The sequence below is a fragment of the Stenotrophomonas sp. 22DLJC03 genome, assembly GCF_056861405.1.
The window spans coordinates 285,485-300,821 of the sequence record NZ_JBSPUG010000003.1 but is presented as its reverse complement, the minus strand read 5'-3'; the positions used below and the strand labels follow the sequence as shown (position 1 = coordinate 300,821).

Annotated in this window: 11 protein-coding genes; 6 read left to right on the top strand and 5 right to left on the bottom strand. The window is 65.5% G+C overall.

Annotated elements, in window-relative coordinates:
• Together AC13GA_RS12045 and AC13GA_RS12040 are read left to right on the top strand one after the other, a co-directional pair.
• Entirely contained in the window at positions 1-354 is a 354-nt protein-coding gene (locus AC13GA_RS12045) for an SH3 domain-containing protein (RefSeq protein WP_012512332.1), read from the top strand.
• Positions 351-1,739 (top strand): dihydrolipoamide acetyltransferase family protein, encoded by a 1,389-nt coding sequence (locus tag AC13GA_RS12040; RefSeq protein WP_482998226.1) that lies wholly within the window; start codon positions 351-353, stop codon positions 1,737-1,739. The genes AC13GA_RS12045 and AC13GA_RS12040 overlap by 4 nt, the downstream gene beginning before the upstream one ends.
• A gap of 163 nt (positions 1,740-1,902) precedes the next feature.
• On the opposite strand, the gene AC13GA_RS12035 is transcribed toward AC13GA_RS12040, so the two are convergent.
• A complete protein-coding gene (locus tag AC13GA_RS12035; RefSeq protein WP_136639145.1) occupies positions 1,903-2,289 on the bottom strand; it encodes a VOC family protein in 387 nt (128 codons plus the stop codon).
• A gap of 353 nt (positions 2,290-2,642) precedes the next feature.
• On the opposite strand from AC13GA_RS12035, the gene AC13GA_RS12030 reads away from it, so the two are divergent.
• The gene (locus AC13GA_RS12030; protein WP_482998225.1) at positions 2,643-4,115 is read left to right on the top strand and encodes a S1 family peptidase; all 1,473 of its coding nucleotides are present in this window, start codon (positions 2,643-2,645) and stop codon (positions 4,113-4,115) included.
• A 55-nt stretch (positions 4,116-4,170) separates the two neighbouring features.
• Here the strand turns inward: AC13GA_RS12030 and AC13GA_RS12025 are convergent, their stop codons facing one another.
• Positions 4,171-4,878: a helix-turn-helix transcriptional regulator gene (locus tag AC13GA_RS12025; protein WP_046984839.1), complete on the bottom strand. Its 708-nt coding sequence runs from the start codon at positions 4,876-4,878 to the stop codon at positions 4,171-4,173.
• Positions 4,878-5,513: a Rossmann-fold NAD(P)-binding domain-containing protein gene (locus tag AC13GA_RS12020; protein ID WP_482998224.1), complete on the bottom strand. Its 636-nt coding sequence runs from the start codon at positions 5,511-5,513 to the stop codon at positions 4,878-4,880. Before AC13GA_RS12020 ends, AC13GA_RS12025 begins: the two co-directional genes overlap by 1 nt.
• Positions 5,514-5,619: 106 nt before the next feature.
• Between AC13GA_RS12020 and AC13GA_RS12015 the strand changes: the two genes are divergently transcribed.
• The gene (locus AC13GA_RS12015) at positions 5,620-7,158 is read left to right on the top strand and encodes a diguanylate cyclase domain-containing protein (protein ID WP_046984840.1); all 1,539 of its coding nucleotides are present in this window, start codon (positions 5,620-5,622) and stop codon (positions 7,156-7,158) included.
• A 107-nt stretch (positions 7,159-7,265) separates the two neighbouring features.
• Here the strand turns inward: AC13GA_RS12015 and AC13GA_RS12010 are convergent, their stop codons facing one another.
• The gene (locus AC13GA_RS12010; RefSeq protein ID WP_046984841.1) at positions 7,266-8,192 is read right to left on the bottom strand and encodes a DUF808 domain-containing protein; all 927 of its coding nucleotides are present in this window, start codon (positions 8,190-8,192) and stop codon (positions 7,266-7,268) included.
• 200 nt (positions 8,193-8,392) lie between these two features.
• On the opposite strand from AC13GA_RS12010, the gene AC13GA_RS12005 reads away from it, so the two are divergent.
• Together AC13GA_RS12005 and AC13GA_RS12000 are read left to right on the top strand one after the other, a co-directional pair.
• The gene (locus AC13GA_RS12005; protein ID WP_208043613.1) at positions 8,393-10,084 is read left to right on the top strand and encodes an ABC1 kinase family protein; all 1,692 of its coding nucleotides are present in this window, start codon (positions 8,393-8,395) and stop codon (positions 10,082-10,084) included.
• A 241-nt stretch (positions 10,085-10,325) separates the two neighbouring features.
• A complete protein-coding gene (locus tag AC13GA_RS12000; protein WP_482998223.1) occupies positions 10,326-12,431 on the top strand; it encodes a phosphoglycerol transferase I in 2,106 nt (701 codons plus the stop codon).
• Positions 12,432-12,934: 503 nt separating this feature from the next.
• Here the strand turns inward: AC13GA_RS12000 and AC13GA_RS11995 are convergent.
• Positions 12,935-15,304, bottom strand: coding sequence for a DUF3772 domain-containing protein (locus AC13GA_RS11995; protein ID WP_482998222.1), 2,370 nt, complete (start codon positions 15,302-15,304; stop codon positions 12,935-12,937).
• Positions 15,305-15,337 lie beyond the last annotated feature (33 nt).

Sequence of the window (15,337 nt, the reverse complement as noted above, 5' to 3'; positions counted from 1 at the left end):
ATGCGGGCCCGCCTCCTGGGGGCTTACCGCAGCCAGTATCCCAACCCGCTCCGGTTCCGCACCGGCCAGATCGTCGAAGTAGGTGTCCGTGACGAGGAATGGCCGGCGTTTGCCTGGGTACGCACCAACGATGGGCGCGCTGGATGGGCGCCCATCGCCTGGTTGCAGCTGCTGGACGAGGGTCGCGCCGAAGCGCTGTGCGACTACGACGCCCGCGAGCTGGATGTGGAAAGCGGCGAGATGGTGAAGCTTCATCACGAACACGGCGGGTGGTGGTGGTCCGAGCGCGCCAATGGCGCGACGGGTTGGCTGCCGGCCCGCGAACTGGAACTGCTGGAAGAGAACTGCAAATGAGCCAGACCAAGAACTTCAACCTGCCCGACCTGGGCGAAGGCCTGCCGGACGCGACCATCGTCGAGTGGTTCGTCAAGGAAGGCGATGTGATCAAGCTGGACGAGCCGCTGGTCTCGATGGAGACCGCCAAGGCCGTCGTCGAAGTACCGTCGCCGTTCTCCGGCAAGGTGCTGAAGCTGTCCGGCGCCGCCGGCGATATCATCCCGACCGGCTCGGTGCTGGCCAGCTTCGAGCTGGACCCCAACCTGCCGCAGCGCGCCGATGGCCAGGACACCGGCCACAGCCACGGTCATGCCGCACCTGCCGCAGCACCGACCCCGCCACCGCTGCCGGCCGCTGCCGCACCGGTGGCCGCCGAAGCCGCCAAGCCCGCCGCCGCCGAGCGTGATGACGCCGGCACCGTGGTCGGCGCGATGCAGAGCTCCAACGCTGTGCATGCCGAACAGGCGCTGGCCGTGGGCGGCGTCAAGGCCGTGCCGGCCGTGCGTGCCACCGCGCGCAAGCTGGGCGTGGACCTGAGCCGCGTACGTGCCACCGGCGCCGATGGCGCGGTGACCATGGCCGACGTCAAGCAGGCAGCTGCGGATGGCAGCGCAAAGATCGGTGCCGCTCCGGCTCCAGCCGCTGCTGCCGCCTATGCCACGCCGGCCCCGGCGCAGGTGTCTGCCCCGGTGCAGAGCGAAGCGCGCACCCCGCTGTCTGCTGCCGGCAAGCCGATGCGTACCCAGCCGCCGGGCGTGGTCGCCAAGGGCCAGCCGGAACCGCTGAAGGGCGTGCGCCGCAACATGGCGCGCGTGATGGCCGATGCGCACAGCAAGGTCGTGCCGACCACGCTGAACGACGACGCCGACATCCACGCCTGGCTGCCGGGCAACGACGTCACCGCGCGCCTGGTGCGCTCGATCGTGGTCGCCGCACAGAAGGTGCCGGCGATGAACGCCTGGTTCGACGGTGAAGCGCTGACCCGCACCCTGCACGCCCAGGTGGACATCGGCATTGCCGTGGACACCGACGACGGCCTGTTCGTGCCGGCGCTGCGCAATGCCGACATGCTCGATGCACGCGGCATCCGTGAAGGCGTCAACCGCCTGCGCGAGCAGGTCGAATCGCGTTCGATCGCCGCCTCGGAACTGAGCGGCTACACCATCTCGCTGTCCAACTTCGGCATGTTCGCCGGCCGCTACGCCACCCCGGTCGTGGTGCCGCCGTGCGTGGCCATCGTCGGTGCCGGCCGTGCCCGCCACCAGATGACCCCGGTGATGGGCGGCGTGGAAGCGCACAAGGTCATTCCGCTGTCGGTGACCTTCGACCACCGCGCCGCCACCGGCGGTGAAGCGGCCCGCTTCCTGCGCGCGATGATGGACGATCTGGCGCTGGCCAGCTGATCGGTAGGTGCCAACCTTGGTTGGCACATGAATTGAAAAAACGCCGGGCATTGCCCGGCGTTTTTTTGTGCCTGCTGGATCGCGCGCCATCCACGCATGGCGTGGATCTACTGAACGACCTGTCGCTGCGGAGGGCTCGCCGTTGTTCTGCGTCAGGGGAGGATCAATCGCGCGCGACCATGCCCTCGGCGCGGCTGTAGACACGCAGCCGGTGACCATCGGGGTCGACCCCGACGAAGGTGTGGCCGAATTCCAGCGTCACCGGCGCCTGCGCGATCTGCACACCGAGTGCGCGCCAGGCATCGTGCAACTGCCGCACTTCATCAGGATTGGCCACCACCATCGCCAGTTCGGCGGCACCGGCCTGCGCAGACACAGGTGGCTGCACGTCATCGCGCTGCCACAGGCCGAGTGCGGCGCCATCGCCGAGCAGGAACAGGGCAAAGCCGGGTGACTGTTCGACCGGTGCCGTGCCGAGGATGCCGCTGTAGAAGGTGGCGCTGGTGGCAACGTCGCGCACGTACTGCAGCAGGGTGCTGGGCGTGAACATGGGAAAGCTCCGTTGTTGGGAGCGATCATGGTGGTACGGGCCTGCTGACAGATTCTGTCAGTAGATCAAGCAGATGAAATCGGCCAGGTAGAGTCGATCGTCGTTCGAACATCTCGCGTATTGCGGGCACTTCCGCCACCGGATGGAAAGGCAGGCGACCCACTGTGATCTCGCGATACATCGCAAAGCCAAGTCATGATGGGAGCTGTCGTCGGCGATGAACCTTCGCTCTTTTGGAGCCCCCCGGACCAATCAAAGGGAGACGCAGTTACCAGTTGCAACAGACAGAAGTGATTTAGAGTCAAATGCAGATGGAACGCCGCTTCACGTAATACACATGAAAAGGAAAGTTCATGACCACAATACGCAGATATCTCCCGTTGTTGGCAGCCATCCTCACCGCCTCTCCCGCCCTTGCGGACGACGCCCCCAAGGATGTAGCAATACAGCACTACGCGGAAACCATGCACGTAGGCACGTTCGAAGCCGCGCAACGAATGGATGCGGAACGGGCCGCCGGTAAACTCAGCGCACGGCTTCAGAGGGAGAAGCCGGAGACGTTCGCCGGCCTTTACATCGAGCACTCCCCTGAATTCAGGATCGTGGTGAGGTTCACCGGCGATGCCTCACGCCAACTTTCTGCTTACACCAAGGACCGCCTCTACGTCGCAGAAGCCGCGCCACGTTCTCTCGAGCTTCTCCGCGCCACCCAAGAGGAGGTGTCCGATCAGCTCGTCAAGGCGGGCATTGAGTTTGCAGCCACGGTAGACATAAAGAGCTCTATCGTCGAGGTATATGTACGCGATCCCGATGCCGTACGCGCCAGACTTTCCAAACTTCTCTCTGCCGCCGACTTCATCCGCATAAAAGAGACCACAGGTTTCATAGAGCCAACAAACACTGTAGCGGGCGGGCGGCGACTGGAAGGCTACCAGCAGCAGCTCTGCACAGCCGGCTTCAACGTGGTCGAAACTGCAACTCGCGAACTAGGCTTGGCCACTGCGGGTCACTGTGACAATGACAACTATCAGCGCAATCCAACCGCTCGCATTCTGTTCAAGAGTGAACGCAACAAAGGATCTTACGACGTTCAGTGGGGTGCACAGCAGCGTGGCGGCGTCATCTTCTCCCAGTCGAACGAAATCATTGTCGATGGGGAAAAACTGGCGATAACCGATGAGGCATCACTGGCCGACATGACACCAGGCACAACGGTCTGCAAGTTCGGCGTAACGACCGGTCGCACATGCGGATCCATCAAAGACGCAGAGTTCGCAGCCAACTGGAATGGGGAAGCTGGCACCTACGTCCAAGTCGTCAGCCTTGATGGAACCGTGATGAACAAAGGCGGCGATAGTGGTGGGCCCGTCTATGCCGGCAACTCGGCCTACGGCCTTGTTCATGGCAGGGGAAACGATGGCTCTCCTTGGGAGAATGACCTTTTCTTCATGCCCATAGAGAGAATGTCCACCCTGGGCGTCGCTACCCTGACGAAGCCATTTCAGCTGGACAGCGTTCCGAACGTGTCTGGAACAGGCGCCAGTGTTACTGCCACGATGAACTTCAGTGGGTATCCGAGGTTTCCGGTATACATCAACCTCGAGATCGTGACGTGTCCCGCCAGATGGATCTGCTACGGGGGCCGCGCTAAAGTCGATAAGAACATCCCATCCCCCATCACCTTCACTTGGGGTTGTACACCCAGTAAACCTGGTGAACCTCAAGTTTCGAGAGTCAGGACATTCTTGGAAGATGCGTCGGGCCTCGTAACCCAGGCCATAGAGTCGACGATTACCTGTACCACCCCGGCCTCCCCCGGCACATAGCCCACCAGCTGTGTAAGCCCACCGCGTTGATGCACAGCGCCATTCCTCGTTGGGGTTACGAGCGGTCCAACCAATCCGGTGCGATGCCCTGCGCCTTCTGCCAGCGCCGCAGCAGGGTGGCGCGTGGCACGAGGTAGCGATCCTCCAGCACGCGCACCTGGCGGATGCGGTCCAAGCGGAAATGACGGAAGTCCTCGCGGCTTTCGCACCACGCCGCCAACATTGGCACTTCATCGAAGTAGCCCAGCGCGAACGGCCAGACGATGCGCTCGGTACGTTGGCCCTGCGCATCCTGGTAGCCGAACTGCAGTCGTTGTTGCGCGCTCACCGCTTCGCGCACAGCCTGCAGGCGCGCAGCGGGTACCTTGGCTGCCGCACGCGAGGGACCCACGCGCAGGCCGCTGTCACGCAGCGCTTCGCGACGCGCGGCAGGCAACACATGCGCGATGCGCGCCAGGGCATCGCGTGCGGCCTCGGCCAGCGCGGGTTCGGTGCGGGCCGCAACCCAGCGCAGGCCCAGCACCAGCGCATCGATCTCGGCGGGCGGCAGGGTCATCGGCGGCAGGGTATCGCTCGGTGCCAGCTGGTAGCCGACGCCGGCCTCGCCGCGCAGGTCGGCACCCTGCTCGCGCAGGGTCTCGATATCGCGGTACAGCGTGCGCAGGCTGATGCCCAGGGCTTCGGCCAGCACCTGTCCGGCCACCGGCCGCCGATGGCGGCGGAGCAACTGTTGAAGCTGGGTCAGGCGCAGCGCACGCGACATCAGCCGGCCAGTGCGCTCGATGCCACTACGTGTTCACCCGGGTGCGGGGCGAGTGCGGCCTCGACCAGTTCCTTGGCAACCTCGCTGGCCGGATTGATCCGCCACGCCCGTGGCAGTACTGGCCCCAGTGCGCCGAGTACCGTCAATGCGAAACGCTCGCCGAGGCGCACCTCGTTACGCTCGCCACCAATCAACCCTGGACGTACCAGCGTCAGCGAAGCGAAGTCGAGCGCGCGCAGGTCATGCTCCAGCTCACCCTTCACCCGGCTGTAGAAGATCGACGACTGCGGGTTGGCACCGGCTGCGGAGTTCAGCACATAGGTCTGTGCTCCCTGCGCCCGCGCCAGCCGGGCGAACGCCAGCGGGTAGTCATGGTCGATGCGATGGAAGGCCTCGCGGCTGCCGGCCTGGGCAATGGTACTGCCGAGCGCGCAGATGACCGCGTCCACGCGGGCCCATTCGGCTGCGGCGGGCAGTGCATCGAAGGCCAGGACCGGGTTCTCAAGCGTCCCGTGGGTCATGCCCAGCGGGCGGCGGGTGGGAGCGACCACGACACTGCAGCGCGGGTCGTCCAGCAGCTTGCGCAGGGTCAGCCCGCCCACCAGCCCGGTCGCCCCCAGCAACATCACGCGCATCACCACCTCCACTGCGGCATCCTGTCGCCCATCCTAGCCGTTCAAGCCGTCGGCGGCCGCGCCGATATGCTGGAACCAGTCCCTGCCAGCCCCCAGGATTTGCTCCATGACGGACCAGCCCGACCACCGCCCTGCCCCCGGTACCGCCCTTGGGCCGCCGGCACGCGTGCGCGCGGTGGTGGATGACGGGCTGGGAGACCGCGTGGTGCTGCAGGGCGGTGGCGGCGTGGCCCTGCAGCAGCTGTTCGCCGGCGCCGATGCACCGGAACCACTGCTGGCCGCGTTCGCCAACGGCATGGCCACCCTGCCCGGCGAACTGGGCGACATGGGCGACCGCCTGCAGTCGGCGCAGGCCAGTGCCGACTGGCCGCGCTACGGGCGCGCGATGCGGCAGCTGATCGACAAGTACATCCGAACCATCGAACAGCATTCGCCGGATGGCCAGCCCGAAAGCCTGCGCCTGTCCGAGCAGCTGCGGTTGCTGCTGGGCGGCGCGGTGGTGGCCCTGCTGCAGCACGATCCGGACCTGCGCGAGCAGGCGCAGACGCTCGCCATGCAGCTGCGCCAGTGGCAACCGGGCACGGCGCTGGAACCGATCGAACAGGGCGTGCGCGAGCTCGGCCACCAGGTCGGCGTGCGTGCCGAGAGCTGGCAGGAACAGCAGGCGCTGCTGCTTGAGCTGTTCGCGCTGCTGCTGGAGAACGTCAGCGAACTGCTGGACGACCGCAGCTGGCTGCAGGGCCAGATCGCCGCAGTGCGCCACCTGCTGGACGGACCGCTGGAAGCCGAAGCGGTGGAGCGCACCCGCGCCGAACTGCGCGAAGTGATCTACAAGCAGGGCCTGCTGCGCCAGGGCATCGACGATTCGAAGGCGGCGATGCGCGGGCTGATGGGTGAATTCATCGAGCGCATGGATGGCATGGCCACCAGCACCGGTGAGTACCACGATCGCATCGGCAGCTATGCACTGCAGCTGCGCGAGGCACGCAGCATCGCCGACCTCAACCAGCTGCTGCAGGAAGTGATGCGCGATACCGGCAAGGTCCAGCAGCAGGCCGCGCAGGCGCGCGATCATCTGGCCAGCGCGCGCCAGGAAGTGGAACGTGCCGAGCAGCGCATCGCCGAGCTTGAGCAGGAACTGCGCGCGGCCGGCGACCTCGCCCGCATCGATCCACTGACCCAGGCACTGAACCGCCGCGGCCTGGACGAACTGCTGCAGCGCGAGCTGGCCCGCGCCACGCGCAACAACTCACCGCTGGGCGTGGCGGTGATCGACCTGGATGATTTCCACCAGACCAACGATGCGCACGGCCATGCCGGTGGCGATGCGCTGCTGCAGCACCTGGTGTCTGTGTGCAAGCTGCTGCTGCGCGCCACCGACGGCATCGCGCGGCTGGGTGGCGACGAGTTCGTGCTGGTGCTGCCGGAAACCCAGGGTGCCGACAGCATGGCCACCGTGCAGCGCCTGCAGCGCTCGCTGGCGCACCGCGTGTTGACCGTACAGGATCGGCGCGTACCAGTGCATTTCAGTGCCGGACTGGCGCAATGGCAGCCCGGCGACGATATAGAAACCCTGCTGCGGCGCGCCGATGACGCGCTGTATGCGGCCAAGCGGCAGGGCAAGAACCGGGTGCAGGCAGGGTAGTTTCCCGGCACACCGGAAACTGCTTCGGTAGGTGCCAACCTTGGTTGGCACACGCGGGAAACAAAGCACCGACCAAGGTCGGCCTCTACCGGACAAAGGGCCGTTGCTTACTTCCCGCGCAGCTTCTGGAACCCGGTCACCGCCGCCAGCACGATCGCACCGGCAATGATGCCGACCACCATGTTGGCCACGGCACTGATCAGCCAGCCCCACTGGCCTTCACCGCCCAGCGCCTGCACCGCGTGGTGCAGCGCCGGCACGTTGTGCACCAGGATGCCGCCACCGACCAGGAACATCGCCGCGGTACCGGCCACCGACAGGAACTTCATCAGCCACGGGGCCGACACCAGCAGGCCGCGGCCAACTGCCGCCAGCGCCGCGCCCTTGCGCGACAGATACAGGCCCAGGTCGTCCAGCTTGACGATGCCGGCGACCAGCCCGTAGACGAACACGGTCATCGCCAGCGCGATCACCACCAGGGTGCTGACCTGGTTGATGAACGACGCCGTGGCAACCACGCCCAGCGACAGCACGATGATTTCGGCCGAGAGGATGAAGTCGGTGCGGATGGCGCCCTTCACCTTGTCCTTTTCCCACGCGACCATGTCCACCTGCGCATCGGCCAGCGCCTTGCGCCGCTCGGCCTGGTGTTCGGCGTCCTCATCGGCGGAATGCAGGAACCGGTGCGCCAACTTCTCCACGCCCTCGAAGCACAGGAAGGCGCCGCCGATCATCATCAGCGGCACGATCAGCGGCACGTTCCAGCCGCGGCTGTGCAGCCAGGCTTCCAGCGCGCTGATCGCCAGCGCCGCTGGCACCAGGATCACCTTGTTGACCAGCGAGCCCTTGGCCACCGCCCACACCACCGGCAGTTCGCGGTTGGCGTTGACGCCGGTCACCTGCTGCGCGTTCAGTGCAAGGTCGTCGCCCAGCACGCCGGCGGTTTTCTTCGCCGCGACCTTGGTCAGGACCGAGACGTCGTCGAGCAGGGAGGCGATATCGTCGAGCAGGGCGAACAGGCTGGCACCGGCCATGGGGGATCCAAGAGAGGGAATGAGCGGATTCTGACCGATACCGGGGCGACTGCGGAAGCGGTCGGATTCACTGCATGCCTACCGCCCCCCGGCGACACTGCGGAATCCGGTAGTGACGGCCGCTGGCCGGCAACCGCGCAGTTCCGGACATTGCCGGCCAGCGGCCGGCACTACCTGTATCCGTCGCATGGGAGTTCCGCTTGAGCAATCCGCCCACCACCAATGGCAACCCTCCGCTGGTCAAGGGCATGAACCGGCGCAGCCAGATCCTGCGCCTGCTGATGCGCTATCGCCATTCGGGCGTGTTCTCGGGCATGAACCTGGACGCCGCCAGCAATCAGGCCGACGTGCCCGCCGACGGAAACCCGGAACAGTTCGTCAGCGACCTGGAAGCCCTGGGGCCGACTTTCGTCAAGCTGGGCCAGATGCTGTCCACGCGACCGGACATGGTGCCGGTGGAGTTCGCTACGGCGCTGGAGCGCATGCAGGAAAAGGTGGCCGAGATTCCGGTCGCTCGCATCCATGCCATCGTCGAACAGGAGCTGGGCGCGCCGGTGAACAAGCTGTTCGCCGCGTTCGATCCCGAGCCACTGGGCTGTGCCTCGATCGCGCAGGTGCATCGCGCGGTGCTGCACGATGGCCGCCAGGTGGCGGTGAAGGTTCAGAAACCCGAGGTCGCTGCTCAGCTGCGCTCGGACCTGGAGGCACTGCGCAGCTTCGCGCTGGCCGCCGACCATCTGACCCAGGTCGGCCGTCGGGTGCGCCTGCGCGACTGGCTCAACGAGTTCGCCAAGACCCTGATGCAGGAGCTGGACTACCACGCAGAGGCCGAGAACCTGGCCCGTTTCGGCCGCCATCTCAAGCCGTTCCGCCGCCTGTGGATACCGCAGCCGCTGTGGGATTACAGCAGTCAGCGCGTGCTGACGATGGAACTGGCCACCGGCGTGCGCGTGGATGCGATTCCCGATGTCCGCCGCACCGAACAATCAATGGACCCGCTGGCGGCGGCGCTGATCCGCGGCTACCTGGACCAGATCTTCGTGCATGGCGAGATCCATGCCGACCCGCATCCCGGCAACCTGCGGGTGATGCCCGATGGACGGCTGGCGATCTTCGACCTGGGCATGGTCGCGCACATGCCGCCGCGCCTGCGCGAGCGGCTGCTGAAGATCCTGTTCGCCGCTGTCGATGGCCGTGGCGAAGAAGTGGCCGACGACCTGATCAGCATCAGCACGCGGTTGGAGGCATTCGACGAAGAGCGCTACCTGCGCGAGACCGGCCAGCTGATTGCGCGCTACGCCGCCAGTGGCAGCTTCTCGGAAGGCCGCGTGGTCCTGGACCTGGTGCGCATCGCCACCGCCTGCGGCCTGCGCACGCCGCCGGAGCTGAGCCTGCTGGGCAAGGCCCTGCTCAATCTGGAAACCGTGTGCCGGTTGTTGGCACCGGACCTGGATACCCGCCGCATCGTCGAGCGCCAGCTGCAGCACGTGATGCGCGCACGCCTGAAGAAATCGCTGTCTGCCGCCAACCTCGCCAGCGAGGCGATGGAGCTGCAGCAGCTGCTGCGCGATGGGCCGCGCAAGCTGTCGGACATCATGGCGCTGCTGGCCGAGAACCGCCTGCAGATGAAGGTGACCGGCCTGGAAGAATCGCGGTTGATGGAAAACCTGCAGAAGATCGCCAACCGCGTGGCGGCCGGCATCATCAGCGCGGCATTGATCATGGCTGCGGCAATGATGATGAAGATCGACACCGGCTGGCATCTGTTCGGCTACCCGCTCATCGCCCTGATTCTGTTGTTCATCGGCGTGGTGCTCGGGCTGGGCATCGTTACCAGCGCGTTGTTGTTCGATCGTCGTGCGCGGGCGCGCGAAGAACGCGGGCATCGCTAGCGCATCAATGAAAACATCCGTATTCATGCGGTTTTTAATGCAATCCAACGAACCCTTTCACGCTCGTTTTACCTTCTGAACGCGATTGCGCGCGCGTCATTTCAACAAACATTTCAGTCAGGTTCGTGCATGCACTATCGGGTCATCGGCCTGTCATGTGTATGTGCTTGCGACAGCGCCGGTCGGATGGACACGCGTCGGTACGACGTCCATCAACATCCCGTCACTGCCGAAGCTGCCTATGCTCTGGATACTGTTGTTGTCGTTGCTGCTGCTGTGCTGGCTGTTCCTCGCGTCCGGCAAATGGGTGTGGTGGAAGGCCGGTTCACTCTCGCTGCTGCTGCTCATGCTCAGCGCATGGTGGCTGATCGACAAACTCTCCGGTGATGGGCTCAATGCCGCCACCCTGTACCACCTCGGCGCCGATATGGAAGGCGCCGGTGTCTCCGATTTCAAGGGCTATATCGCCGGCTTCATCGTGCTGGCGCTGGTCTCGCTGCTGCCGCTGTTCGCGACGCGGGTGAAGCGCTGGCGCCGGCCCGGCCACGGTGGCGCGTTGTTCGCCGGTTTCGCGGCCGTGTGGGTGGCCGCGATCATGATCAGCCCGCTGGCCCGCGACGGCCAGCGCCTTTACCAGCAGCTGCGTCCGGTCGACTTCGCCCGCATCGCCCCCGAGTACCAGGTGCCGACGCAGCCGCTGCAGCGTCCGCGCAACATCGTCTGGATCTACGGCGAAAGCCTGGAACGTACCTATCTGGACGAGAGCGCTTTCCCGGGCCTGATGCCCAACCTCAACCGCTTGGCATCTGAGTCGCTGGACGTGCGCGGCCTTGCCTCCGCTGAGGGCAGCGGTTGGACCATCGCCGGCCTGGTGTCATCGATGTGCGGCGTGCCGCTGACCACCTCGCAGGGTGATGAGAACAGCATGGACCGCATGGGCAGCTTCCTGCCCAAGGCCGTGTGCCTGGGCGATTACCTCAAGCAGCAGGGCTACACCAACCATTACCTGGGTGGTGCCAACGGCCAGTTCGCTGGCAAGGGCCAGTTCCTGGCCAGCCACGGCTTCGATGAAGTCCATGACCTGGCGTGGTTCAAGCAGCAGAAGAAGATCGGCCGCATCCACTACTCGGCGTGGGGCGTGCACGATGACGTGCTGCTGGATACCGCCTATCAGCGCTTCGAGCAGCTCTCGCGCGCCGGTTCACCGTTCATGCTGACCACGCTGACCATGGATACCCACCACCCGGCAGGTCATCTGCCGGTGTCGTGCAAGGGCGAGCGCTACCAGAGCCAGTACGGCAACATCAACATGCTCAACGCGCTCAAGTGCAGCGACCGCTTGATCTCGCAGCTGGTCGAACGCATCCAGGCCAGCCCGTACGGCAAGGACACACTGATCGTCATCGCTTCCGACCACCTGGCGATGCCCAACGATCTGACCCATATCCTGACCCGGCAGAAGCGCGAGAACCTGCTGCTGTTCCTTGGCGATGGCATTGCCCCGCAGCAGCTCAGCGCCGATGCCGGCACCACCCTGGATTCGGGTGCGACCCTGCTCAGCCTGCTTGACCCGAACCTGAAGACGATGGGCTTCGGCCGTTCACTGATCGATACCCAGCGCGCGCCCAGCGCCAGCGTAGCCACCCAGCGCGATGGCGGCCGTGACTATCCGCAGTACCTGGCCTTCGCCCGCTCACTGTGGCTGGGCGAACCGACCCGCGAGCTGAAGATTGATGGCGATGACCAGGTGGTGGTGGGCCTGCAGCACGTGCAGCCACCGGTGTTGCTGGAGTACGACAAGGACTGGGGTTTGAAGTCCGTGTATCTGGAAAACACCTCGCGCCAGTTCGATGATGCCAACCCGGACAACACCCTGGCCTACGTCGACCGTTGCACCGCATTCGAGGATGGCTCAGCCGACGGTGACTGGTGCGCCCTGCTGGTCAACCGCGACAACGGCATCAAGCTGTACCGCGACAACGATCTGCGTGGCGGCATCGCGGTGGATGCACCGCTGGATGCGTTCCAGGGACCGCGCCCGAGCGTGCGCCAGGCGCACATGATCACCCAGAAGGGCCGCCGCACCCGTGCCGGCCAGTACATGCTGCAGCTGGTGGCGAGCACGCGCCCGGATCGCGGCTTCTGGATCGAGGCGGTGTCCTCGCAGCGCAAGGTGGTGCTGGCGCAGCAGTGGGTGCAGCCCGATGCCAACGGCAAGATCAACGTGTCATTCGGGCTGGACCACGAAGTAGATGATCTGGAGATCCGCGCGTGGTTGAACCATGCGGAGAAGCTGGCGGTGGACACGTTCGCACTGGTGCCCTCGCGCAGCCGGCCACGAGGGTAGGGGTTTCTTTGCAGGGCTGCGCCCTGCGCCCGCCGAAGCAACAGCCGGAAGCAACAGCAACAGCAACGGCAACAGCGGGCATTCCGTGGGATGGCGGGGTGGGTCCGGTTGCGGGAGACGCCGTAAACCCATCCATGGGGGCTTGGCCGCGGCATCCATGCCGCGGACACTCCTGCAACCGGACCCACCCCGCCTTCGACAGTTTTCCGCAATCTGTCGGAAATACTCTTGGGGTCAGATCCGTTTTCCGGAGGAAAACGGATCTGACCCCAGATTGATTTCGATATCTGACAGACGTGTCGACCAAGGTCGACACCTACCGACAGCCGCAGGAATCTGTCAGAGGTGGGGCGGTGTCGGAGTGCGGGGTGTCAGCCGCATGGACGGATTTACGGCGTCCCCGCACTCCGACACCGCCCCGCCAGACCACGGAATGCACGCTGTTGCCGTTGCTGTTGCTCCGGCTCGTAGCGGGTGCAGGGCGCAGCCCTGCAGAACAACCCCTACTCCTGCGGATCGCGGGTGATGTGGATGTCGGTCGGGGTCGACAGCGGAATGTTCCGCTCGGCCAGGATCTGCAGCAGGCTGAAGTACAGATCGCTGCGGGTCGCATACACCTGCCGCGGGCTGGCCACGTACGCGAAGCTGTTGATGGTGATCTGGCCACCGGCAATGCTGTCGATGTAGACCGTCGGCGCCGGCTGTTTCAGCACGTTGGTGTGCGCGGTGTACGCATCCAGCAACGCTTGGCGCAGGTTGCCGACATCGGTGCTGGTGGGCACCGCGAACTGGATCTGGATGCGGCCCTGGTTGTTGCCCATCGTCATGTTGCGGATGGTCTTGGTGATCAGTTCCGAGTTCGGCACGATCAGCGTCGACTTGTCGCTCACCTGGATCTCGGTCGAACGCACGTTGATGCGGCGGATGTCACCCTCCTGGTCACCCAGCTTCACCCAGTCGCCGATCTTCACCGGGCGCTCGGCCAGCAGGATCAGGCCCGAGACAAAGTTCTGGATGATCGCCTGCAGGCCGAAACCAATACCCACCGACAGCGCGCTGACCAGCAGCGCCAGGTTCTTCAGGTTCAGGCCCATGGCGGTCAACGCCCACAGCCCCACCAGGATGATGCCGACGTAACCGGCAATGGTGCTGATCGAGTTGCGCGCCCCCAGGTCCAGCTCGGTCTTGGGCAGATAGGTGTCGGTCAGCCAGCGTTGCAGCAGCCGGGTCACCGCCAGGCCGACCAGCATCACCAGCAGAGCAATGGCGATGCGGCCGGGTTGCAGCGTCAGGTCCTTGGTGATCGGGATGCCGTTGGCCAGCGAGGCCACGCGTTCAACGACCGAGCCGATGTTGCCGAACGGCGCTGCCAGTGCCAGCAGCGCGATCAGCACCACGAAGGTGCGCAGAACCGCCGACAGCAGCACGCCGGCCTGCTCCAGCCGCGATACGCTCAGGCCGGTGCTGAGCAGAATGGTCTGGCCGACCTTGCTGTCGGCATTGAGCATCCACGTGCTCAGGTCATCGACGAATTTGAACAGCAGCGTCGCCGCCAGCACCACGATGCTGCCGCCGATCAACTGCTGGTTCACGAACTTGGCGAAGTTCAGATAGCCCAGCAGGGTGGCGATGATGGCCGCTGCCACAGCGATGTTGCCCGCCACGCGTGCCAATACCAGCCAACTGCTGCGGCGCACCGGCGTGGCCGCACCCACGCCATCGGCCTGCGCCTCCAGCTTGGCCTCGGCCTCGGCGGTCTGCCGGCGATGCAGGCGCGCCAGGGTCACCAGCATGGCCATGATCAGGCCGAGGTAGGTCAGCGCAATCAGGCCATCCAGCGCCACCGTGGTGACGTCGCTGGTACGCGTGGCCTGATCGAGGGCGACCAGCACCGTGCTCAGCCAGGCCAGCGCCGCCGCACCCCAGGCGTATTTGCGCAGCTTCAGTGCGGCGGTGTCATCCAGATTCAGCAGCCGCCACGACGGACGCTTGGGAACCAGCATGCAGGCGCTGAGCGCGGCGATGAAGGCGGCGCGGAAGGTAGCCGTCTCCAGGCCGTCGGCCACCACCTGCAGGCGCGGCGCGATGGCATCGATGGCGTCCAGCGCCGCCATCAGTACCACCACGGCATAGCCGGGCAGCAGTGTCCCCACCAGCAGCAGCCACATGGCCAGGCCAGAACGCCGCAGGCGGCCATCGGGTGCACGCTCGGACGCACCAAAGCGACGACCCAGCCGGCGCAGCCACAACCGCAGCGGGAACATCATGACCAGTGCAGCCACCAGGCCCAGCAGCGGCGTGCCCCAGCCATTGGCCCGGATGCCGGCGACGAAGGTATCGCGGCCCTGCTCGGCCAACGGCGCAACGCGTGCGATATCGATCGGCAGGCGCTCGGCAACTTTGCTCCACAGCGCGGGAGACAACGGCGAGGCAACCTTCTGCCCTAGTTCTTCGGTGCGCTGCGCGACGCGTTGCTGGTCGATGTCGGTCGCCAGCTGCTGGGCACGCACGGCACTGGTCTTGGCCTGCGCTACCGACGCGGCCAGTCCGTCCCGCTGCTTGGTGATGCTGCGCCGTTGCGCCGCCAGTTCCGGCGGCTCGGTAGTGCCCTCGGCAGGCGTACCCAACTGCGCCAGTTGTTCGTCGAGGCGAACCAACTGTGGCTGCAGCTCCTTTTCCAGCGCCTCAGCGTCTCGCCGTGCCTGCGAGGCACTCTCGGACAACATGGCCAGTGTCTCGATGGCCGAAGCATCACCGCGCTTGCGGTCGATCTCCTTCAGGCTGGATTCGATCTGCGCCAACTGCTGCTTTGGCGTGAGGTCCTCATCCTGTGCCAGCACCGGCGCGGACAGCAGGAGGGCGGAGCACAGCATCAGGACCCACCAGGGCCCTCGTGCACGGATCGA